General features: G+C 65.8%; 20 protein-coding genes. 9 read left to right on the top strand and 11 right to left on the bottom strand.

Annotation, left to right across the window (positions count from 1 at the left end; all coding sequences use genetic code 11):
• Positions 1–4 precede the first annotated feature (4 nt).
• Together OXS31_RS00330 and glmS are read left to right on the top strand one after the other, a co-directional pair.
• Complete coding sequence (locus tag OXS31_RS00330; protein WP_144945523.1) at positions 5–775, top strand: DeoR family transcriptional regulator; 771 nt, start codon at positions 5–7, stop codon at positions 773–775.
• A gap of 67 nt (positions 776–842) precedes the next feature.
• Entirely contained in the window at positions 843–2,678 is a 1,836-nt protein-coding gene (glmS, locus tag OXS31_RS00325) for a glutamine--fructose-6-phosphate transaminase (isomerizing) (protein WP_027598714.1), read from the top strand.
• 18 nt (positions 2,679–2,696) lie between these two features.
• On the opposite strand, the gene OXS31_RS00320 is transcribed toward glmS, so the two are convergent.
• A complete protein-coding gene (locus tag OXS31_RS00320; protein ID WP_044341248.1) occupies positions 2,697–3,047 on the bottom strand; it encodes a hypothetical protein in 351 nt (116 codons plus the stop codon).
• A gap of 52 nt (positions 3,048–3,099) precedes the next feature.
• Between OXS31_RS00320 and OXS31_RS00315 the strand changes: the two genes are divergently transcribed.
• On the top strand, positions 3,100–4,056 hold the full coding sequence (locus OXS31_RS00315; RefSeq protein WP_044341249.1) for a CobW-like GTP-binding protein: 957 nt from the start codon (positions 3,100–3,102) through the stop codon (positions 4,054–4,056).
• Between the two features lie 185 nt (positions 4,057–4,241).
• The gene (locus OXS31_RS00310; RefSeq protein ID WP_260984940.1) at positions 4,242–5,150 is read left to right on the top strand and encodes an energy transducer TonB; all 909 of its coding nucleotides are present in this window, start codon (positions 4,242–4,244) and stop codon (positions 5,148–5,150) included.
• Positions 5,151–5,154: 4 nt separating this feature from the next.
• On the opposite strand, the gene ybaL is transcribed toward OXS31_RS00310, so the two are convergent.
• The 5 genes from ybaL to OXS31_RS00285 all read right to left on the bottom strand — a co-directional run bounded on the left by ybaL (position 5,155) and on the right by OXS31_RS00285 (position 9,758).
• Positions 5,155–6,873 carry a YbaL family putative K(+) efflux transporter gene (ybaL, locus tag OXS31_RS00305; RefSeq protein WP_144954710.1) on the bottom strand — a complete coding sequence of 573 codons (1,719 nt, stop codon included), beginning with the start codon at positions 6,871–6,873 and terminating at the stop codon, positions 5,155–5,157.
• Positions 6,874–6,947: 74 nt separating this feature from the next.
• Entirely contained in the window at positions 6,948–7,430 is a 483-nt protein-coding gene (locus tag OXS31_RS00300) for an acyl-CoA thioesterase (protein ID WP_007160109.1), read from the bottom strand.
• Positions 7,431–7,490: 60 nt separating this feature from the next.
• On the bottom strand, positions 7,491–8,249 hold the full coding sequence (locus OXS31_RS00295; RefSeq protein ID WP_027598710.1) for an SDR family oxidoreductase: 759 nt from the start codon (positions 8,247–8,249) through the stop codon (positions 7,491–7,493).
• A 69-nt stretch (positions 8,250–8,318) separates the two neighbouring features.
• Entirely contained in the window at positions 8,319–8,720 is a 402-nt protein-coding gene (locus OXS31_RS00290; protein ID WP_007160107.1) for an SMI1/KNR4 family protein, read from the bottom strand.
• A 180-nt stretch (positions 8,721–8,900) separates the two neighbouring features.
• Positions 8,901–9,758, bottom strand: coding sequence for a TIM44-like domain-containing protein (locus OXS31_RS00285; RefSeq protein ID WP_042134953.1), 858 nt, complete (start codon positions 9,756–9,758; stop codon positions 8,901–8,903).
• A 271-nt stretch (positions 9,759–10,029) separates the two neighbouring features.
• Here OXS31_RS00285 and OXS31_RS00280 point away from each other — a divergent pair, with 271 nt between their 5' ends.
• Entirely contained in the window at positions 10,030–11,790 is a 1,761-nt protein-coding gene (locus OXS31_RS00280; RefSeq protein WP_027598708.1) for a cation:proton antiporter, read from the top strand.
• 324 nt (positions 11,791–12,114) lie between these two features.
• Here the strand turns inward: OXS31_RS00280 and OXS31_RS00275 are convergent, their stop codons facing one another.
• From OXS31_RS00275 to OXS31_RS00265, 3 genes are all read right to left on the bottom strand, one after another.
• Complete coding sequence (locus OXS31_RS00275; RefSeq protein ID WP_044341251.1) at positions 12,115–12,543, bottom strand: EamA family transporter; 429 nt, start codon at positions 12,541–12,543, stop codon at positions 12,115–12,117.
• Between the two features lie 2 nt (positions 12,544–12,545).
• The gene (gene uvrD, locus OXS31_RS00270; RefSeq protein ID WP_144954713.1) at positions 12,546–14,714 is read right to left on the bottom strand and encodes a DNA helicase II; all 2,169 of its coding nucleotides are present in this window, start codon (positions 14,712–14,714) and stop codon (positions 12,546–12,548) included.
• Positions 14,715–14,846: 132 nt separating this feature from the next.
• Positions 14,847–15,365 carry an Hcp family type VI secretion system effector gene (locus OXS31_RS00265; RefSeq protein ID WP_017639168.1) on the bottom strand — a complete coding sequence of 173 codons (519 nt, stop codon included), beginning with the start codon at positions 15,363–15,365 and terminating at the stop codon, positions 14,847–14,849.
• A 340-nt stretch (positions 15,366–15,705) separates the two neighbouring features.
• Between OXS31_RS00265 and hexR the strand changes: the two genes are divergently transcribed.
• Together hexR and OXS31_RS00255 are read left to right on the top strand one after the other, a co-directional pair.
• Positions 15,706–16,575: a transcriptional regulator HexR gene (hexR, locus tag OXS31_RS00260; protein ID WP_007160102.1), complete on the top strand. Its 870-nt coding sequence runs from the start codon at positions 15,706–15,708 to the stop codon at positions 16,573–16,575.
• 74 nt (positions 16,576–16,649) lie between these two features.
• Positions 16,650–16,871, top strand: coding sequence for a hypothetical protein (locus tag OXS31_RS00255; protein ID WP_074583361.1), 222 nt, complete (start codon positions 16,650–16,652; stop codon positions 16,869–16,871).
• On the opposite strand, the gene OXS31_RS00250 is transcribed toward OXS31_RS00255, so the two are convergent.
• Positions 16,801–17,775, bottom strand: coding sequence for a LysR family transcriptional regulator (locus OXS31_RS00250; protein ID WP_042135432.1), 975 nt, complete (start codon positions 17,773–17,775; stop codon positions 16,801–16,803). The genes OXS31_RS00255 and OXS31_RS00250 overlap by 71 nt on opposite strands.
• A gap of 138 nt (positions 17,776–17,913) precedes the next feature.
• Between OXS31_RS00250 and OXS31_RS00245 the strand changes: the two genes are divergently transcribed.
• Positions 17,914–19,329 (top strand): acetyl-CoA carboxylase biotin carboxylase subunit, encoded by a 1,416-nt coding sequence (locus tag OXS31_RS00245; protein WP_027598704.1) that lies wholly within the window; start codon positions 17,914–17,916, stop codon positions 19,327–19,329.
• Positions 19,330–19,342: 13 nt separating this feature from the next.
• Entirely contained in the window at positions 19,343–21,148 is a 1,806-nt protein-coding gene (oadA, locus tag OXS31_RS00240) for a sodium-extruding oxaloacetate decarboxylase subunit alpha (RefSeq protein ID WP_267396576.1), read from the top strand.
• Positions 21,149–21,205: 57 nt separating this feature from the next.
• Here oadA and OXS31_RS00235 read toward each other — a convergent pair whose 3' ends face one another.
• Positions 21,206–22,072: an SDR family oxidoreductase gene (locus OXS31_RS00235; protein WP_267396574.1), complete on the bottom strand. Its 867-nt coding sequence runs from the start codon at positions 22,070–22,072 to the stop codon at positions 21,206–21,208.
• Positions 22,073–22,080 lie beyond the last annotated feature (8 nt).

Genomic DNA, 22,080 nt, shown 5'->3' with positions numbered 1-22,080 from the left:
ATCTATGACCCGTCGCAACACCGCCCAGCGTCGCCATGCCATCCTTGCCCAGCTCCAGGAGCAGGGCGAGGTCAGCGTGGACGAACTGGCCCGCCAGCTGGAGACCTCCGAGGTCACCATCCGCAAGGACCTGGCCGCCCTCGAGCGCAATGGGCTGCTGCTGCGCCGCTACGGCGGTGCGATGGCCATGCCCCAGGAGCTGCTGGCCGAGGCTCCGCCCCAGGCATCGCCCTTCAAGCAGGCCATCGCCCGGGCCGCGGCCCGGCGCCTGCGCGAACATGCACGGATCATCGTCGACTGCGGCAGCACCACGGCAGCGCTGATCCCGCAACTCGATCGCCGTCCCGGCCTGGTGGTGATGACCAATTCCCTGCAGGTGGCCATGGCGCTGCGTGAGCTGGAACAGGAACCCATGCTGCTGATGACCGGCGGCACCTGGGATCCGCACTCGGAATCCTTCCAGGGGCAGGTCGCCGAGCAGGTACTCAGATCCTACGACTTCGACCAGCTGTTCATCGGCGCCGACGGCCTCGATCCGGAGCGCGGCACCACCACCTTCAACGAGCATCTGTCGCTGTCGCGGGTAATGGCCGAGGTGGCGCGCGAGGTGGTGGTCATGGCCGAGGCGAGCAAGCTGGGCAGGCGAATTCCCAATCTGGAACTACCTTGGGAAAGGGTGGACGTGCTCATCACCGATGAGCGACTGCCCGCCGAGGCGGCCCGGGCGATCGAAACCCAAGGGGTGCAGGTCATCTGCGCCCCGGTGGATAACTAGACAATCAGGTCATCCACAGCCGGCCCCGCCGGGTCGTTGTGGATAAGACAGGCAAGGGGAGGTAAGCATGTGTGGAATCGTCGGCGCCATTGCCGAGCGTAACATCACCGCCATTCTGGTCGAGGGTCTCAAGCGCCTGGAATACCGTGGCTACGACAGCGCCGGCCTGGCCCTGCTGGATGCCCAGGGCGAGTTGCAGCGCCTGCGCCGCATCGGCAAGGTCAGCGAACTGGAAGCGGCCCTGTTGGCCGATCCCCTGGCCGGTCGCCTGGGCATCGCCCACACCCGCTGGGCGACCCATGGTGCGCCCACCGAAGCCAATGCCCACCCGCATTTCTCCCAGGGTGACGTGGCGGTGGTGCACAACGGCATCATCGAGAACCACGAGGCCCTGCGCGCCCAGCTCAAGGCCCAGGGCTATGTCTTCACCTCCCAGACCGACACCGAGGTCATCGTCCATCTGCTGCACCTGAAGCTGCAGGACAGCGGCGACCTGACCACGGCGCTGAAGGCGGCGGTCAAGGAGTTGCACGGCGCCTATGGCCTGGCGGCGGTCTGGCGCCAGCAGCCGGATCGCCTGGTGGCGACCCGCAGCGGCAGTCCCCTGGTCATCGGCCTGGGTCTGGGCGAGAACTACCTGGCCTCCGACCAGCTGGCGCTGCGTCAGGTGACCGATCGCTTCGTCTACCTGGAAGAGGGTGACGTGGCCGAGATCCGCCTGGATCAGATCACGCTCTGGGACATGAGCGGCGCGCCGGTCCAGCGCGAGACGGTGCAGTACCACGAAGGTAGCGAGGCCGCCGACAAGGGCGCCTATCGCCACTTCATGCTCAAGGAGATCCACGAGCAGCCCAGTGTGGTCCAGCGCACCCTGGAAGGCCGTCTGGGTGACGGTCAGGTCTTGCCCGAGGCCTTCGGTCCGGCGGCATCCGAGTTGTTCGCCAAGGTCCGCCAGGTCCAGATCGTCGCCTGCGGCACCAGCTTCCATGCCGGATCGGTGGCGCGCTACTGGATCGAGGAATACGTCGGCATCCCCTGCCAGGTGGAGGTGGCCAGCGAATTCCGCTATCGCCGCGTCGCCGTCAGCCCGGACACCCTGTTCGTCACCATCTCCCAGTCGGGCGAGACCGCCGATACCCTGGCCGCGCTGCGCATGGCCAAGCAATCCGGCTATCTGAGCAGCCTGGCCATCTGCAACGTGGCGACCAGCTCCCTGGTGCGCGAATCCCAGCTGAGCTTCCTGACCCAGGCCGGTCCCGAGATCGGTGTGGCCTCGACCAAGGCCTTTACCACCCAGCTGGTTTCGCTGCTCCTGCTGACCCTGAGTCTGGGTCGCTGCCAGCAGCGTCTGGCTGCCGCCGTCGAAGCCGAGCTGGTGGCCGAATTGCGCCGGCTGCCGGCGCGGCTGGACGAAGCCCTGGCCATGGACAAGACCGTGGAAAAGCTGGCGGAATCCTTTGCCGAGAAGCACCACACCCTGTTCCTGGGGCGTGGCGAGCAGTACCCGGTGGCCATGGAGGGTGCGCTCAAGCTCAAGGAGATCTCCTACATCCACGCCGAGGCCTATCCGGCCGGTGAGCTCAAGCACGGTCCGCTGGCGCTGGTGGATGCCGACATGCCGGTGGTGACGGTGGCGCCCAACAACGAGCTGCTGGAAAAGCTCAAGTCCAACCTGCAGGAAGTGCGCGCCCGTGGCGGTCAGCTGATCGTCTTCGCCGACGAGCGTGCCGGCTTCGAGGAAGGCGAAGGCACCCGCATCGTGCCCATGCCGCACATCCACGATGCGCTGTCGCCGATCCTCTACACCATCCCGCTGCAGCTGCTGTCCTACCACGTCGCCGTGTTCAAGGGCACCGACGTGGACCAGCCACGCAACCTGGCCAAGTCGGTGACCGTGGAATAACGGGTTCCACGTGGAACCTCAGGGCACGCGCCAGCTGCCCTGATTCTGCTGCCGGCAGGCGACAGCCAGGAAGCGGCCGTCGCCGGGTTCGCCGTAGTAGTGGATATCCTGTCGATAGGGCACGCCCGGACTGCGGGCGCCCTGGCAGATGCCGATCTCGCCGACCGGACAGCGGTCGACGAAGCGGACCTCGGTCTGCTGATCCTTGAGCTGCGGCTGGCAGAAGCCGTCGCGAAACAGCTGGGCGGGGATGTCGATATTGCTCTGGCAGACCTGCACGTCCACACTGCCCTGACGACTGCGGATCACGCAGGCATCGGCGAGCGCCAGTGACGGCAACAGCAGCAGCGGGATCAGCAATCGCCACATTCCAGCCCATCTCCCTGATGAAATCGCCACTCTAGCATTCGACCCTCCCGCCATGCGCCTCGCCGATATCAAGACCCATGTGATCGCCGGCCCTCTGGGCGCCGGCAAGACCACCCTGATCCGCCAGCTGTTCGCCCAGCGCCCCGCCCACGAGCGCTGGGCGATCCTGGTCAACGAATTCGGCCAGGTCGGACTCGACGCGGCGCTCATGACCCGGGACGACGATGGCCTGGCGATCGCCGAGGTCCCGGGTGGCTGCCTGTGCTGCGTCCAGGGCGTGCCCCTGCAGGTAGCCCTCGCCCGACTGCTCAGACGGGCACGACCGCAGCGGCTGTTCATCGAGCCTTCCGGCCTGGGCCATCCCGCCAGCCTCTATCGGCAACTCCAGGCGCCGCCCTGGACGGGGGTGCTGAGTCTGCAACCCCTGATCTGGGTGGTGGATGCCAGGCAACTGCTGGAGGGCCAGCCCTTGCCGGACGCCCAGCAGCAGGCGCTGGGCCAGGCCGGCCTGATCGTGCTCAACAAGAGCGCGGGCCTGGAGCGGGCAGGCTTGCCGGCGCAGTTGGGCGATCGGCCGCTGTACTGGACCGAAGGCGGGCGGATCGCCCTGGCCGACCTGCCCCTGGCCGACGGTGAAACCTCGAGCGACGGCGAGTTGCCCGAGCCCGAGGCGGCGTCCGCTCCGCAGGCGCTGTTGCTGCCCGGACGCCCGCTGCGCTTCAGCCATACCCTGGAGGGCCACCACGCCGTCGGTTGGCGCTGGCATCCCAGCCACAGCTTCGACGGCCCGGCATTGTTGGCGCTGCTGGGCGGTCTCCCCGGGCTGCTCAGGCTGAAGGCGGTGCTGCAGCTGGCGGAGGGCTGGCAGGCCTACAACGGTCTGGCCGGGCAGGGCGCCTGGGAGCCGACCCTTTGGCGACGCGACAACCGGCTGGAGTTGATCCTGGAGGAAAAGCCGAACCTAGAGGCCCTCGAAAAAGCGCTGGGCGGGACCATTCGCGACATTTGAGGTTGCCAAATTTGTTCAGCTAATGATAATGATTATTAAATTTACTTCCTCTGCGTATTGCTCCCATGGCTCCGACGTCTCTTGCCAAGCCTGAACCTCTCGTAGTCGCTGCGCATACCGATGGCGATGAGCTGGAATCCGTCCAGGGACCCGTCAGGGCCGCCCAGGCAAGCGATGTGGAGCCCGTGGCAGGGGTCAATGCCAAGCGTAGCGAACCCTCGGCCACCATTCTGTCGTTCCGCATGCCCGAGCGTAACGAAGAGATCCTGACCCCGGTATTGACCCCGGTCGGCGCTGCGGAACCGGGCGAGCAGCCACCCCGGGGTCGCGGCTGGGGGGCCGCCTCGGCGCTGTCGCTGATCATGCACGCCAGCATGGCCGCGGCGCTGTTCCTGGTGGTCCAGGCGCCACCGGAGCTGAAGATCGCCAAGGGCGACGAACCCATGCAGGTCAGCTTCATCCAGTTGCCCAAGCCGGTACCCGAGCCGCCCGCGTCGACTCCGGCACCGCCCGCGCCACCGCCGCCGCAACCCGAACCGCCGCCACCGGAGCCGCCCAAGCCCGTGGAACCGCCGAAACCGGTGGAGCCGCCCAAGCCGGTGGTGGAAAAGCCCAAACCCAAGCCGAAGCCCAAGCCGGTCGAGCACAGCCAGCAGAAGCCGCTGCCGAAAAAGGTCGAGCCCGCGCCGGAGCCGGTGGCTCAGGCCGCACCGGCGCCGGCCCCCGCGCCTGCGGCCACGGCTGCGCCCAGTCAGCCGGCGCCGGCCGCCGCACCGTCCGGTCCGCCGAAGACCGCCGGCCTGCCCACCGGCAGCATCGACGACGCCGACATCCGACCGATCAAGATGACGCCGCCGGAGTATCCGGAAATGCTGCGTCGTCGTGGTGTGGGTGGCGAGGTGCGGGTGATGTTCACCGTGACCGCCGACGGTCGACTGGCCGACATCCAGGTGCTGGAAGCCTCCAACAAGCAACTGGAGCGCGCGGTGCTCGATGTGCTGGGCGAATGGCGCTTCGCCCCCCGGGTCTCCGGCGGCCAGATCGTCCCGCGCAAGGCCACCAAGACCTTCAACTTCAAGATCCAGCGCCGCTAGGTCGCTAGGCGGCGGAGCCCCTGGGCTCCGCCTCGGACTCCCCGGGCCGCTCCAGGCCCAGATAGCGGAACATGCCAAGGGCGATCTCGCGTTCGCCCATGATCACCTCGTCCACGCCATGACGCTCCAGATGGCGGATCTCGTCTTCGTGATGGGCGCGGGCGAGGATAGGCAGTTCCGGCGCCAGCTCGCGGGCTCGGCGCGCGATCTCGGCGGCCTCGAAGCCGTTGGGAATCGCCAGCAGCAGGGCCCGCGCCTCCTCGAGCTTGGCCCGTGCCAGCACCTTGTCCTGGGTCGCGTTGCCGAGGATCGCCTTGAATCCCTGCTGGCGTAGCGCCGTGACATGTTCCGGTTCGTCCGAGATCACGATCAGCGGCGGATCCTCGCGATCCATACGATCGCAGAGATAGCGGCCCACCCGTCCATAGCCCACCAGCACCAGGTGACCCCGTTGCGCCACTGGCTCGGGTTCGTCGTCCAGCTCTGGCGCATGCTTGCCCTTGGCATTGATCAGCCGGCGGCCTTCGCGACGCTCCATCCAGGGCTGCAGCAGGTCGATGCCGTGAAACAGCAGCGGATTGAGGATGATGGAGATGATGGCGGCGGCCAGGATGAGGTCGTGAGCGCCCTGGTCGAGCAGTTTCAGCGACAGGCCGAGGCTGGCGAGGATAAAGGAGAATTCGCCGATCTGCGCCAGGCTGGCGGCGATGGTCAGGGCCACGCTCAAGGGGCGGCGATAGGCCAGGACGATCAGGGTCGCGGCGATGGACTTGCCAAAGACGATCACCGCCACCGTGGCCAGCACCGCCAGGGGTTGTTCCAGCAGGATCTCCGGATCGAACAGGCAACCCACGGAAAAGAAGAACAGCACGGCGAAGGCTTCGCGCAGGGGTAGCGAATTCTCCGCCGCGTCGTGGCTGAGTTCCGATTCGTTGAGCACCACGCCGGCAAAGAAGGCGCCCAGGGCGAAGGACACCCCGAACAGCGACGCCGAGCCATAGGCGATGCCCATGGCGATGGCCAGGGTCGCCAGGGTGAAGAGTTCGCGCGAACCGGTACGGACCACCCGGGCCAGCAGCCAGGGGATGACGCGCCGGCCCACCAGCAGCATCAGCGCGATGAAGGCACCGACCTTGAGCGCGGTGAGGCCCAGCTCCAGCCCCAGGCTCTGGCCCGATTCTTCGCCGCTGTCGCCACCCAGCGGCCCGGCCAGCGCCGGCAGTACCACCAGGGCCAGCACCATCAGCAGGTCTTCCACGATCAGCCAGCCCACGGCGATGCGACCACGTCGGCTTTCCACCATCTGGCGTTCTTCCAGGGCCCGCAGCAACACTACGGTACTGGCCACCGACAGCGACAACCCGAACACCAGGCCGCTACCCAGCCCCCAGCCCAGGAAGTGGCTCACCCCCATGCCCATCAGGGTGGCGGCGGCGATCTGCACGATGGCGCCGGGGATGGCGATGCGTTTGACCGCCAGCAGATCCTTGATGGAGAAGTGCAGACCCACGCCGAACATCAGCAGGATGACGCCGATTTCGGTCAGCTCCTTGGACAGTTCGAGATCGGCGACGAAGCCGGGCGTGAAGGGGCCGGCCGCGACCCCGGCGAGCAGATAGCCAGCGATGGGCGGCAGGCGCAGACGGGTGGCGAGGATGCCGAAGGCAAAGGCCAAGACCAGGCCGATCGCCAGGGTGGATATCAGAGGGGTGTCATGGGACATGCTGGCTCCAAGGATTTGGATTGCCAGATCCTGGAGCCGCTGCCGTCGAACGACGGCGACCTAGCCGGCAAAACTCAAAAGGTTTCCTTGAGTGCCTGATAGCGCTCTTGAAGTTCCCGACGGATCTGCCGGCGCTGCTGGGCCTGCACACAGCGCCGCTTCTCGTCCGCGGTCACGGGTTCCAGCTGGGGCACGGGGCAGGATTTGCCGTTCTCGTCCACCGCCACCATGGTGAAGAAGCAACTGTTGGTGTGGCGCACCGAACGCTGCTGGATGTTCTCGGTGATGACCTTGACGCCGATTTCCATGGAGGTGGTCCCGGTGTAGTTCACCGAGGCGAGAAAGGTCACCAGTTCGCCGACATGCACCGGTTCGCGAAAGATCACCTGATCCACCGAGAGGGTCACCACATAGCGTCCGGCATAGCGGCTGGCGCAGGCATAGGCCACTTCGTCGAGGTGCTTGAGCAGGGCGCCGCCGTGGACATTGCCGGAAAAGTTGGCCAGGTCCGGGGTCATCAGGATGGTCATGCTCAACTGGTGGTTGCCGGCTTCCATGGGCGAATCCTCGAGGGGGAAATCCTGTAGACGGCGCACCGGCGCCGTCTGTCACAGCCGTCAACGGCCGGCGGACAGCCCGAAGTCGATGGGCAGGTCGGCGCCGGAAATGGCCGCCGCCTGGGGCTGGCAGAGGAAGTAGACGAATTCGGCCACCTCTTCCGGCTGGATGAAGCGCGCGGTTTCGCCCTGGGGATAGCGATTGAGCAGGTTGCGGCGATAGCCGGCCGGATCGCCACTGCCATAGTGGGCGGCCTGGAAGTCCAGCATGGGGGTGTCGATGTCCCCTGGCGAGACGGCATTGACCCGCACCCCATCGCGCGCCAGTTCCACCGCCAGATTCTGGCTGAAGAAGCGCACCGCGGCCTTGGCCGCGCCATAGGCCGCCGCGCCGGCGATGGGCTGGCGTCCGGCGCCGCTGGCGACGTTGATGATGACGCCGCGATTTTCCTTGAGGAAGGGGATGGCCGCCGAGCACATGAAGAAGGTGGCCTTGAGATTGACCGCCATCACCAGGTCGTAGTCGTCCTCGGTAAAGGTCTCGACCTCGCCTTCGCGCCAGATGCCCGCCGCGTTGATCAGGGCATCCAGACGCCCGGTACGGGCCATGACCTTGCTGACCAGGGAACGGCAGCCCTCGGCGCTGGAGATATCGGCGGTCACGCTGGAATCCAGGCCGACGATGCCGTTGAGGCCATGCAGGCCCTCGGCATCGCGGTCGGCGGCGGCGACGCGCCAGCGACTCTGGGCGAAGCGTTGCGCCAGGGCGCGGCCGAGGCCGCCCGCGGCACCGGTGATCAGGACGACGGGAGTGCTCATGACGCATCCTCCGTAAGTGATGGCCTTATCCAGACCCATGCGCAGCGGGGTCGTTCAGTAGCGGGCCGGTCAGCTTTCCAGCCAGACGTCGCGCGCCCAGACCCAGACCGAATCCCAGGATTCGTCGGTCAGGTCGCCGTCTTCCCACAACAGTACCTCGCCTTCCTGGCTGACGCAGTAGTAGCCGTCGTCGCTGGCGCAGAGGGGAATGTACTCGCGCGGCAGGCCTTCGTCCCAGGCGGTGGCGGCCACTTCCGGCAGGTAGGTATGGGACTGGGGATCGGTAACGGTCACCGGCTCGATGCGGCCATAGACCACGTCGCTGACGGTCAGCAGGAATTCGCGGAATTCCGGCGGCAGGCTGATGAGCAGTTCTTCCTCGATCTCGACCAGCAGGTCTTCGTCGGGCAGCTCCAGGGGTACGGGAACGGGTTCGTTTTCTTCACGCAGGCGTTCGATGACGTCTTCCATAGCAGGCCTCTCTCGAAATGCGCACCGGATAAAGGGAAAAGAGGCGCGCAAGGTTAGCAGTTCAGTCCGGGATAACGGCAGCTTCCGTGCGGACTTGATAGCGGTTTCGAGAGATGTTCGGCAGGCGGCGCCCATGAAAAAGCCCGGCTTAGAGCCGGGCTTTTCGGTGACGCGCCCTTATCAGGCGTTCTGGCGGATACCGGCCAGCAGCCAGGGCTGGTTCTCGCCGGCCATGCGCTCCATGCGCCAGCTTTCGCTGAACGGCTGGCCCTGGTCGAAGCGCGATTCCTTGGATACACCGTTGAAGGTGATGGTGGCGATGGTCTTGCCCTGCAGATCCTCGACACCGTCGAGGGTGGCGTTCAGGTTCTCGATGTAGGTGGACTGGAAGCCCTCGCCCAACGCGGCGCGCTCGTCACGCAGCCACTGCAGCATCTGCGGGGTGACGAACTCGGAGATCTTGTCCATCTCGTTGGCGTCCCAGTGCTGCTGCAGGTTCATGAAGTGCTCGCGACCGGCGGCCACGAAGCGCTCGGCATTGAACCAGCTCGGTGCGTTGATCACCGGCGCGGCGCCAGCGGCGGCACCGCCGAACAGACCGCCATTGTTGGGCTGGTTGGGCATCTCGCGCTGCATCGGCGCATGACCGGCGACGGCGGGCTGCGGACCGGCCTGCTGCTTGCGACGGGCGATCAGGCGGAAGATCACGAAGGCGATGAGCGCCAGGATCAGGAAGTCAAAGAACTGGAAGCCTTCGAAGCCGTCACCCATGAACATGGAGGCGAGCAGACCACCGGCGGCGATACCGGCCAGCGGGCCGAGCCAGCGCGAGGCACCACTGGGACGGGCAGCGGCGGCGGCGCCAGCACCGGCGGCGGGCGCGGCCATGCCCGGCTGCTGGGTTGGCGCGGCCTGGCGGGTCTGGTGAATGGGCGCGGCGCCAGCGGACTTGCCGGCGCCCATGCGTTTGGCATTGGCATCCAGGCTGAGCGTGAGGCCCAGGCACAGGATCATGAAGAAGCTCATCAGGCGTTGCATGTGGTGTTCTCTCTGTGAAGAGTCTGGTGTTGGATACATCTTGCGCTGCCCGGTCAAGTACAGCCAGCGTGAATTGTTTCGGTATTTTGCCCTGTCGGCGTTACCTGGAAGCAGGCCGCCAAGTGCTTGCGACCGTTGAAAATTTCCAAGCACATCAATCTATTACAGATTTTTGCAAAATCCGTCACAAGAGTTTGCAGATGCTAGTCTTGGACTCCAGTCAGCGCAGGTGTCGGGAGAGTGCCCGGCCCGTCATAGGAGGGCCCGGCCGATGCATGCTCTAGCTTTTATCCAGGACATGGCCGTCATCATGCTGGTGGCCGGCGTGGTGACCATCCTCTTCCACCGCCTCAAGCAGCCCGTGGTCCTGGGCTACATCCTCGCCGGCTTCATCATCGGACCCCACACCCCGCCATTCGGTCTGATCCACGACGAAGAAAGCATCAAGACCCTCGCCGAGGTGGGGGTGATCTTCCTGATGTTCAGCCTCGGCCTGGAATTCTCGCTGCGCAAGCTGTTCCGGGTGGGCGCCACGGCCTTCATCGCGGCCTTCCTCGAGATCAGCCTGATGCTCTGGCTGGGTTACCAGGTGGGCCAGATGTTCGGCTGGTCGCACATGGATTCGCTGTTCCTCGGCGCCATCCTGGCCATCTCCTCGACCACCATCATCGTCAAGGCGCTCAACGAGCTGAAGATGAAGCACGAGCGCTTCGCCCAGCAGATCTTTGGCGTGCTGATCGTCGAGGACATCCTCGGCATCGGCATCATCGCCCTGCTGTCGGGCCTGGCGGTGAGCGGTTCGGTGGAACCGGGCGCGGTGGCCTCGACCCTGGGCAAGCTGAGTCTGTTCATGATCGTGGCGCTGGTGATCGGCATCCTGCTGGTGCCGCGCCTGCTGGCCTACGTGGCCAAGTTCGACAGCAACGAGATGCTGCTGATTACGGTGCTGGGGCTGTGCTTCGGCTTCTGCCTGCTGGTGGCCAAGCTGGAATACAGCGTGGTGCTGGGTGCCTTCCTGATCGGCGCCATCATGGCCGAGTCGCGGCAGCTGCTTAAGATCGAGAAGCTGGTGGAACCGCTGCGCGACATGTTCAGCGCCATCTTCTTCGTCGCCATCGGCCTGCTGCTCGATCCCAAGGTGCTGGTGGAATACGCCTGGCCGATCACCGTGATCAGCGTCGCCGTGGTGCTGGGCAAGATCCTCGCCTGCAGCCTGGGGACCCTGATCGCCGGCAACGATGGCCGGACCTCGCTGCGGGTCGGCATGGGCCTGGCGCAGATCGGCGAGTTCTCCTTCATCATCGCCACCCTCGGGATCACCCTGGGCGTCACCAGTCATTTCCTCTATCCGGTGGCGGTGGCCGTGTCGGCGATCACCACGCTGCTGACACCCTATCTGATCAAGGCCGCCGATCCGCTGGCGCTGTGGATCGGCCGCTGGTTGCCGCAGCCCATGCAGCGGGTGCTGGGCATCTATGGCGAATGGCTGCGCAGCATCCAGCCCCAGGGCGAGAAGGCGGTCCTGGCCGGCATGATGAGGCGCATCCTGCTGCAGGTGGGCATCAACCTGTCGCTGGTCATCGCCATCTTCCTTGGCGGCGCCTATTTCGCTGGCGGCCTGGCCGGCTGGCTCAGCACCTGGATCACCGATCCCGATCTGCAGAAGGCCTGTATCTGGGGCGGGGCCCTGCTGCTGTCGCTGCCCTGCCTGATCGCCGCCTATCGCAAGCTCAAGGCCCTGGCCATGCTGATGGCCGAACTCAGCGTGCGGCAGAACCAGGCTGGCCGCTATACGCAGCCGGTACGGCGACTGGTCAGCGAGCTGATCCCGCTGCTGTCGCTGGCCGGCATCCTGGTGCTGCTGGCCGCGCTGAGCAGCAGCATCCTGCCGCGTGGCGAGCTGCTGCTGCTGATCGGCCTGGTCGCGGTGGTGGTGATCGCGGTGCTGTGGCGCTGGTTCATCCGCGTCCATTCGCGGCTGCAGATCGCCTTCATCGAGACCCTGGAACAGGACAAGGGCGGACACCCTTAGGCCGCTTTTGCGGAATCCAGCCATTGCCCACCGGGGATCGACGCGGCAGAATCGCTCTAAGTCGGCCGTTTGAATAAGCGGATCGATGGCAAGGGAATGCGCAATGCAGGAAATGGGCTTGGCCGCTTTCTGCCGTCCGGCAATCTCCCACCGGCGGTCAGGCTCTTTTCCTGCGCCCTTTTAAGAGGCTGTTCAAAGTTTCGCGAGCTAGAGCGAAACAAGGCGGAAAGACCCGAGGAAGCGGAGTTTACGAGTGGTAAATGAGCATTCCGAGGGGCTTTTCAACGCAGTTTGGCCGACGCGCAGCAAACTTTGTATAGGCTCTCAGGGCCGCCAGGCCAGCAGCAGCACGCCCCCACCGATGGCGGCGATGCCGCACCACTGGCGCAGGTCCAGGCGCTCACCCAGCAGCGCCACGCCAAAGATCGCCACCAGCACCACGCTCAACTTGTCCACCGGCGCCACCAGCGAGGCGGGGCCCAGCTTGAGCGCCCGGTAGTAGCACAGCCATGACAGGCCGGTGGCCACGCCCGAAAGCAACAGGAACAGATAGCTGCGACCGGCGATGCTGGCCAGGGGTTGCGCCTGCCCGGTGGCCAGGACGATGACCGCCAGGACCACCACGACCACCAGGGTGCGCAGCAGGGTGGCGAAGTCCGCGTTGACGTGTTCCACGCCCAGCTTGCCGAAGATGGCGGTGAGGGCGGCGAACGCCGCCGCCAGGAGCGCCCAGAACAGCCAGGAGGTGGTCATGGCTAGAGCGGTTCGAGCTTGGCGTAGCTCACCATCAGCCACTTGCTGCCTTCGGACTTGAAGTTGACCTGCACCCGGGCATGGGCGCCGGAGCCCTCGTAGTTGAGGATGACACCGTCGCCGAACAGGGCGTGGCGCACCGGCTGACCGAGACTGAAGGTGGTCTCCGGCACCGGGGCCTGGGCGAAGGGACTGGGTCGGCTGCCGGCGAAGGGCTGCTTGACCGCATTGGACAGCCGCACTTCCTGGATCAGGCCGTCCGGTACCTCGCGGACGAAGCGCGAGACCTTGTTGTAGGTCTCGCTGCCATAGAGCCGGCGGGTCTCCGCATAGCTCATCACCAGGCGGCGCATGGCGCGGGTGATGCCCACGTAGGCCAGGCGGCGTTCCTCTTCCAGGCGGCCGGGTTCTTCCAGGCTCATCTTGTGCGGGAACAGGCCTTCTTCCATGCCGGCCAGGAACACCAGGGGGAATTCCAGGCCCTTGGCGCTGTGCAGGGTCATCAGCTGGACACTGTCTTCGTGGCTGTCGGCCTGGGTGTCACCGGATTCCAGGGCGGCGTGGTCGAGGAAGGCCGCCAGGGGCGTCATCTCCTCGTCACCGCTGAAATCGAAGGAGCGCGCGGCGCTGACCAGTTCTTCCAGGTTTTCCACCCGCGCCTGACCCTTCTCGCCCTTTTCTTCCTTGTGGAAGGTGACCAGGCCGGTCTGCTCGATGATCTGCTGCACCAGGCTGTGCAGGGACAGGTCCTCGGCCTTGAGCGCCAGGGTGTCGACCAGCTCGACGAAGGCATTGAGCGCCGAGGCGGCGCGACCCGACACCGCGCGGGCGCCGACCAGGTCGTGCAGCGCCTGCCACAGCGAGGTGTTCTGCGCGCGGGCGGCGCCGCGCAGCGCCTCCACGGTCTTTTCGCCGATGCCGCGCGGCGGCACGTTGATCACCCGCTCCAAAGCGGCATCGTCATGGCGATGCTGGATCAGCCGCAGGTAGGCCATGGCGTTCTTGATCTCGGCGCGCTCGAAGAATCTCAGACCGCCATAGATGCGATAGGGGATCTTTTCGCGCAGCAGCGCCTCTTCCAGCACTCGGGACTGGGCGTTGGAGCGGTAGAGGATGGCCATCTCGCTGCGCCGGGTGCCCTTCTTGAACTCGCTCTCGATGGTCTCGACGATGTAGCGCGCCTCGTCGTGCTCGTTGAAGCCGGCATAGAGGGTGATGGCCTCGCCTTCGCCGGTGTCGGTCCACAGCTCCTTGCCGAGGCGGCCGAAGTTATGGGCGATCAGGCCGTTGGCGGCCTTGAGGATGGTGTCGGTGGAGCGGTAGTTCTGCTCCAGGCGGATGATCTCGGCCGAGAAGTCCTCGTTGAACTGCTGGATGTTCTCGATCTTGGCGCCGCGCCAGCCATAGATGGACTGGTCATCGTCGCCCACCACCATGAGGCTGGCGCCATTCTGGGCGAGGTGCTTGAGCCAGGCGTACTGGACGGCGTTGGTGTCCTGGAATTCGTCCACCAGCAGGTGCTGGAAGCGCCGCTGGTAGTGTTCCAGCAGGCTGGGATTGTTGCGCCACAGATCCAGGGCGCGCAGCAGCAGCTCGGAGAAGTCGATCACCCCGGCGCGGGCGCAGGCCGCCTCGTAGGCTTCGTAGATGCTGCGCATGGTGCTGAGGAAGAGATCGCCGGCGGCCTGGATGTGCTGCGGCCGCAGGCCTTCGTCCTTCTGGCCGTTGATGAACCACTGCGCCTGGCGTGCCGGCCAGCGCTGCTCGTCGAGGCCCAGTTCGCGGATCACCCGCTTGACGATGCGCTGCTGGTCGTCGCTGTCGAGGATCTGGAAATTCTGCGACAGCCCCGCTTCCTGCCAGTGCGCCCGCAACAGGCGGTGGGCCAGGCCGTGGAAGGTGCCGACCCACATGCCCTGGGGACTCATGCCGAGCAATTGCTCGATGCGGTGGCGCATCTCGGCGGCGGCCTTGTTGGTGAAGGTCACCGAGAGGATGGAGTGCGGCGAGGCCCGTTCGACCTGGATCAGCCAGGCGATGCGGTGCACCAGCACCCGGGTCTTGCCCGAGCCGGCACCGGCCAGGACCAGTTGGCGACCCAGGGGCGCGGCCACGGCCTGACGCTGGGCATCGTTGAGGGAATTGAGCAGCAGGGAAATGTCGTCGTTCATCGCCGCATTCTACCGATGCGGCAGAAGGAGCGCCAAACCGGACGGATGGGAGGCGAGGCGGGTGGCGCAGGGCAGCGGACCCCCCGGCCAGCGGGGCTGGCGGGGGGCAGAGTAATGCTTGCAGTCGGCGCCTCAGGCGGCGATCGGCGAGCGCCAGTCGTCGGAACCGGAGGTGCCGGAGACCTCGTGGGTCCAGACGATCTTGCGGTAGGTGAAGTAGACGTCTTCCAGGTGGGTGAAGTGCGCCATGCTCGGGTCCTGGCAGTTGGGCATGCGCGACTGGACGTCGACGATGATGGCGTCCTCGAGTTCGATGGTGAAGTAGTGCTCCTGGGTGCCGGTGGCCGAGGTGCGGTACCACTCCAGGCGGCACTTGCCGAGGCGTTCGCCGGAGGTGAGGGCGTTGAAGATCAGCGGCGAGGCCTTGTCGAACACCTTGGTGATCATCAGCGGCTTGTGCACGCGCTGGCCGGTGGGCTGACCCGACTGGGGATCGCGGGGAATGATCACCTGATGGTTGAAGGCCTGGACCAGGATCTGGTCTTCGTGACCTTCCTGGAAGATGTTGCCGACCGAGTCTTCGGTAAAGGTGCCGGCGGTGATCAGGCCTTGCTTGGTGCCTTCGAGGGACAGGTACGCGGGGGTTGGCATGGTGCTCTCCTTGCCTGGTGATGGGCCTTCATGGCCCGGGTACTAGGAGCTAACAAGGGCTATGCCAGAACCGAAAATTCCTTGCTGATCAGTAGGTTGCAAAAGCACTACAGGGGCGGGGCAGGACAACTGTGCGCCACCGCTCGGGAATCTGCGCAAGGCCTTGCGCAGAGCGGTTCAAAAGCTGCTCGGGCTCAGGTAGTCGGTCGTGCGGATGACTACCAAGTGCCGATACGGGCGCGAAAAAGACCGTGCTGAATCGTAATGACCAAGAGCCTTGGCGACCGTTATGTAGTATAAGTACGACGCACTACATCCGCCCGCTAGACGAGATACGCCTGTGAACCTCATGCAACACATTGCTCAATCCCGCCACCTGCTGCGCAAGTCGGAGCTCAAGGTCGCCGAGCAGGTCATGGTGGATCCGGCTGCCGTCATGCACAGCTCCATGGCCGACCTCGCCCACAACGTCGGCGTCAGCGAGCCCACCATCGTGCGTTTCTGCCGCGCCATCGGCTGCGACGGTTTCCAGGATCTCAAGCTGCGCCTGGCCCAGAGCCTGGCGGCGGGGGCCAGTTTCGGCCAGTTCGCCATCCACGAGAACGATGCGGTGGAAGACTTCAGTCTGAAGATCTTCGACACCACCCTGCATACCCTCATGGACGTGCGCGAGCGCCTGGACATGCGTGCGCTGGAAACGGCGATCGAGGCGATCGCCAAGGCCCAGCGGGTGATGTTCTACGGCTTCGGCGCCTCGGGTTCGGTGGCCAACGACGCCCAGCACAAGTTCTTTCGCCTGCAGCTCAGCGCCACCGCCTATTCCGATCCGCACATGCAGGCCATGTCGGCAGCGACCCTGACGGCCTCCGATGCGGCCATCTGCATCTCCCAGTCGGGCCGCTCCAAGGACCTGCTGATCACCGCCAACCTGGTGCGCGACAACGGCGCGGCCCTGATCACCATCTGCCCGGGGCAGACGCCGCTGGCCGATCTGTCGACGGTCAACATCGCCATCGACGTGCACGAAGACACCGATATCTATGTGCCCCTGACCTCGCGGATCGCCCACCTGGTGGTGATCGATGTGCTGGCCATGGGCGTGGCCATGTCCCGCGGTCCGGCCCTGGTCGAGCACCTCAAGGGCGTGAAGCGCAGCTTGCGCAGCCTGCGGTTGTCATCGAAATCGACCAAGCACAGCGACACCCAATAGTCGTCTTTTTGTCGCCAAATCGTCACCTGTTAGGGTGAAGCTGCCCATTCCGATCCCAGCCCGGAGGAATTGGCATGACCGCTCTCATCCAGGAATCCAGCGTTCGTCTCGACAGCAAGACCCGCAGAAAGCTACAGGATCAACGGCGGATGAAATTTCGCCGCGCCATCGAAGCCCGTGCCGAAGAGCAGCGACTCGCCGTGGAACTCGATGAATTGCTGTTTCTCAATCAGCTGCTTGACGAGCGCCAGGCCCAGCGCCGACAGCAGGCTCCAGGGCAATACCTAACGCATTGATCAGGCTGCGCTGGCTGCGCAGGTAGTCGACGAAGGCCTGAGCCACCGGCGACAGCGGCTTGCCACGTACCTGGACCACGCACCAGGAGCGGCGCAGCGGCAAGTCGGCGACGTCCAGCTCGACCAGGCTGCCGGCGGCGAGATCACTGCGAATGGCCTGGCGCGGCAGCAGCGCCAGGCCGAGTCCGGCGCGGACCGCCTCGCGCTGCGCCTCGAAGGCGCCGATCTCCAGCTGTTCGGCGAAGTGCGCGCGCTTCTGCTTGAGATAGTCCTCGCAGGCCTGGCGCGTGCCGGAGCCGACCTCGCGCACCAGCAACGGATAGGCCGTCAGATCGCGCAGGCTCAGGCCATGGCGGCCGGCCAGGGCATGGCCCGGGCGTGCCACGGCGACGATGGCGTTGTCCAGCAAGGGCAGGAAATCCAGGTCCGAGCCACTGGGCACCCCGGACATCAGCGCCACGTCCTCGCGATTCTCCGTCAGTCGACGCAGCACCCGGGCATGGTTGCCCACGGTCAGCGCCAGATCGACCTGGGGATGGCTGCTGCGGAACTGGCTGAACAGGTGCGGCGCCAGGTACTGGGCGCTGCTTTCCACCCCCAGTCGCAGCTGGCCGTGCAGGGCGCCGCGCAGATCTGACAGCTGCATGTCCAGGCTGCCCAGCCGGGCGAAGAGATCGCGCCCGGTCTGGCGCAGGGCCTCGCCGGCCTCGGTGAGGTAGAGGGTGCGATTGACGTAGTTGAACAGCGGGGCGCCCACCACCTCTTCGAGCTGACGGACCTGCAGGCTCACCGCCGGCTGGGTCAGCGCCATAATGTCGGCCGCGCGGCTGTAGGAGCGGGCCTCGCAGACGGCCTCGAACACCTGCAATTGGCGAAAGGTGAGCCGCATCAGGGGCTTGCGCATGGGCATCTTGGAGATCCATAAGTGATGACTTATGGAGTATCCAACAATTATTTATTTTCCATAAGAGAGACCCTGGCGTAGCTTCAGGTCACCGGCAATAACAAGCGGCTGCAGGCTGCAGCAGACAAGGAGCCAGGTGTGATCAAGAAGATACTTATCGCCAATCGGGGCGAGATCGCCGTGCGCATCGTGCGTGCCTGTGCCGAGATGGGCATTCGCTCGGTGGCGGTCTACTCCGATGCGGATCGCCAAGCGCTCCACGTGAAACGTGCCGACGAAGCCCATGGCATCGGCAGCGATCCGCTGGAGGGTTATCTCAACCCGCGCAAGCTGGTTAACCTGGCCGTGGAGACCGGTTGCGACGCCCTGCATCCCGGCTATGGCTTCCTTTCGGAAAACGCCGAGCTGGCGGAAATCTGCGCCCAGCGCGGTATCCGCTTCATCGGGCCGTCCGCCGAGGTCATCCGCCGCATGGGCGACAAGACCGAGGCCCGGCGCAGCATGATCGCCGCCGGCGTGCCCTGCACCCCGGGCACCGAGGGCAACGTGGCGGACATCGCCGAGGCCCTGCGCGAAGGCGATCGCCTCGGTTATCCGGTGATGCTCAAGGCCACCTCCGGCGGCGGCGGTCGCGGTATCCGCCGCTGCAACTCCCGCGAGGAACTGGAGCAGGCCTATCCGCGGGTGATCTCCGAGGCGACCAAGGCCTTCGGTTCGGCCGAGGTGTTTCTCGAGAAGTGCATCGTCAATCCCAAGCACATCGAGGCGCAGATCCTCGCCGACAGCCACGGCAACACCGTGCACCTGTTCGAGCGCGACTGCTCCATCCAGCGGCGCAACCAGAAGCTGATCGAGATCGCGCCCAGCCCCCAGCTGACCCCCGAGCAGCGCGCCTATATCGGTGATCTCGCCGTGCGTGCGGCCAAGGCAGTGGGTTACGAGAACGCCGGCACCGTGGAATTCCTGCTCGCCGAGGGCGAGGTGTATTTCATGGAGATGAATACCCGGGTGCAGGTGGAGCACACCATCACCGAGGAAATCACCGGCATCGACATCGTTCGCGAGCAGATCCGCATCGCCTCGGGCCTGCCGCTGTCCTTTGCCCAGGAAGACGTCCAGCACCGCGGCTTCGCCCTGCAATTCCGTATCAACGCCGAGGACCCGAAGAACAACTTCCTGCCGAGCTTCGGCAAGATCACCCGCTACTACGCGCCGGGCGGACCGGGGGTGCGCACCGACACCGCCATCTACACCGGCTACGTGATCCCGCCGTACTACGACTCCATGTGCCTCAAGCTGATCGTCTGGGCGCTGACCTGGGAAGAGGCCATGGATCGTGGCCTGCGCGCCCTGGACGACATGCGCGTGCAGGGGGTGAAGACCACCGCGCCCTATTACGGGGCCATCCTGCGCGATCCCGAATTCCGCAGCGGGCGCTTCAACACCAGCTTCGTGGAAAGCCATCCGGAGCTGACCCAGTACTCGATCAAGCGTAACCCGACGCACCTGGCCATCGCCATCGCCGCCGCCATCGCCGCCCACGCCGGTCTGTAAGGACGACAGAACAATGAAAAGCATCCAGATCACCGACACCATCCTGCGCGACGCCCACCAATCGCTGCTGGCGACCCGCATGCGCACCGAAGACATGCTGCCGATCTGCGCCAAGCTCGACCAGGTCGGCTACTGGTCGCTGGAAGTCTGGGGCGGCGCCACCTTCGACGCCTGCGTGCGCTTCCTCAAGGAAGATCCCTGGGAGCGTCTGCGCCAGCTGCGCAAGGCGCTGCCCAATACCCGGCTGCAGATGCTCCTGCGCGGCCAGAATCTGCTCGGCTACCGGCACTACAGCGATGACGTGGTGGAGGCCTTCGTCGAGCGCGCCGCCGCCAATGGCACCGACGTCTTCCGCATCTTCGATGCCATGAACGATGTGCGTAACCTGGAAACCGCCATCCGCGCGGTCAAGGCCAGCGGCAAGCATGCCCAGGGCACCCTCTGCTACACCACCAGCCCGGTGCACACCGTCGCGGCCTTCGTCGACCAGGCGCGGCGCATGGCCGACCTGGGCGTGGACTCCATCGTCATCAAGGACATGGCCGGCCTGCTGACGCCCTATGCCACCGGCGAGCTGGTCAAGGCGCTCAAGGAGGCCCTGACCCTGGACGTGGTGGTGCACTCCCACGACACCGCCGGGGTGGCCGCCATGTGCCAGCTCAAGGCGGTGGAGAATGGCGCCGATCGCATCGACACGGCGATCTCCAGCATGGCCTGGGGCACCAGCCACCCGGGGACCGAATCCATGGTCGCGGCCCTGCGCGACACGCCCTATGACACCGGCCTGGATCTGGAGCTGCTGCAGGAGATCGGCCTGTATTTCCATGCGGTGCGCAAGAAGTACCACCAGTTCGAGAGCGAATTCACCGGGGTCGACACCCGGGTGCAGGTCAACCAGGTGCCGGGCGGCATGATCTCCAACCTGGCCAACCAGTTGCGCGAGCAGGGCGCGCTCAATCGCATGAACGAGGTGCTGGAAGAGATCCCGCGGGTGCGCAAGGACCTGGGCTATCCGCCCCTGGTGACCCCGACCTCGCAGATCGTCGGCACCCAGGCCTTCTTCAATGTCCTGGCCGGCGAGCGCTACAAGACCATCACCAACGAGGTGAAGCTCTATCTGCAGGGCCGCTACGGCAAGGCGCCGGGCGCCATCTGCGAGCAGCTGCGCAAGCAGGCCATTGGCCAGGAAGAGGTCATCGAGGTGCGGCCGGCCGATCTGCTCAGTCCCGAGCTGGCCCGGCTGCGCGCCGAGATCGGTGACCTGGCCAAGAGCGAAGAAGACGTGATGACCTTTGCCATGTTCCCCGACATCGGGCGCAAGTTCCTCGAGGAACGCGCCGCCGGGACCCTGGTGCCGGAAGCCCTGCTGCCCATGCCCTCGGCCGATGGCGTGGCCGCGGTGGGCGGCCAGGGTGTGCCGACCGCCTTCAGCGTCGACGTGCACGGCGAGACCTACCAGGTGGACATCACCGGCATCGGCCTCAAGAGCGAGGGCAAGCGGCACTTCTATCTGTCCATCGACGGGGTGCCGGAAGAGGTGGTGTTCGAGGCCAGTGGCGACTTCGTCGCCGAGGGCGGTCAGCGGCGGCGCCAGGCGGAGCGTCCGGGCGACGTCAGCACTACCATGCCGGGCAACATCGTCGAGGTGCTGGTCAAGGAGGGTGACCAGGTCAGGGCCGGGCAGGGCGTGCTGGTCACCGAAGCCATGAAGATGGAAACCGAGATCCAGGCGCCCATCGCCGGCACCGTCACCGCGGTGCGGGTGGCCAAGGGCGACCGGGTCAATCCGGGCGAGGTGTTGATCGAAATCGAAGGCTGAGATCACTTCGATTTCCCTTGGGGCCTGCGGGCCCCTTTTTTTGTTTCCGAAAGAAGGCTAGTCGGGTCGGTCGTCCGGGCGCAGGCGCCAGGTGCCTTCGTGGCGTTCGGCCAGGCCGCGTTGCTCCAGGTCGCTGAGATAGCGACGCAGGCCGCGTTCACCGCGGCGCTGAAAGAACGGCAATAGGCGTGGCAGCAGGTCGGGCACCAGCATTGCCAGCCGGCTCAGCCAGAGTTCGCCGGCGCGCGGCGCGCTTTCCAGGCGCGGTCGATCCAGCACCCGCACCAGCAGCCGCGCCACCGTATCGGGTGACTGGGGCGGATCCATGAATTGCAGGGCGTTGCCGCCGGCGATGGCCTCGTGGCGCAGCATCGGGGTGTCGGTGGCCGACGGCAGGACGCAGCAGACGCGGATGCCCTGGGGCGCGAGATCCTGCGCCAGGGCGAGCATGGCGCCGCGAAGGCCGAACTTGCTGGCGCAATAGACGGGGCTCTCCGGGGTGGGAAAGATGCCCGCCAGAGAGACGGTGGTGACCAGCCGGGCATTAGTCGAGCGCCGGAGCAGGGGAATGGCCAGGCGCGTGAGCAGCAGGGGCGCCAGCAGGTTGATGTCGAGCTCCTGGCGAATGCTGGCCGGAGAGCGTTCGGTGAAGGGGCCGACGCGGACGATGGCGGCATTGTTGACCAGGGCATCGAGGCGACCGCAGCGCTGCTGGACGAAGTCGATCAGGGCGGCGAGCTGGTCTTCGTCGCAGAGATCGGCGGCGTAGGTCAGGGTGGTTTCGCCCAGCTCGGCGCGCAGAGCGGCCAGGCCCCTGGCATCGCGATCCACCAAGACCAGCTGGACCGGACGACGGCTGAGTTGCCGCGCCAGGCATTGACCGATGCCGCCGGCGGCACCGGTGATCAGGATGACGTCGCTCATGGGCAGGC

The sequence above is a fragment of the Pseudomonas sp. GM_Psu_1 genome (assembly GCF_026544185.1).
Taxonomy (GTDB): Bacteria; Pseudomonadota; Gammaproteobacteria; order Pseudomonadales; family Pseudomonadaceae; genus Chryseomonas; species Chryseomonas oryzihabitans.
The sequence above is the reverse complement of the archived record's forward strand: the minus strand, read 5'-3'. Positions and strand labels throughout refer to the sequence as shown.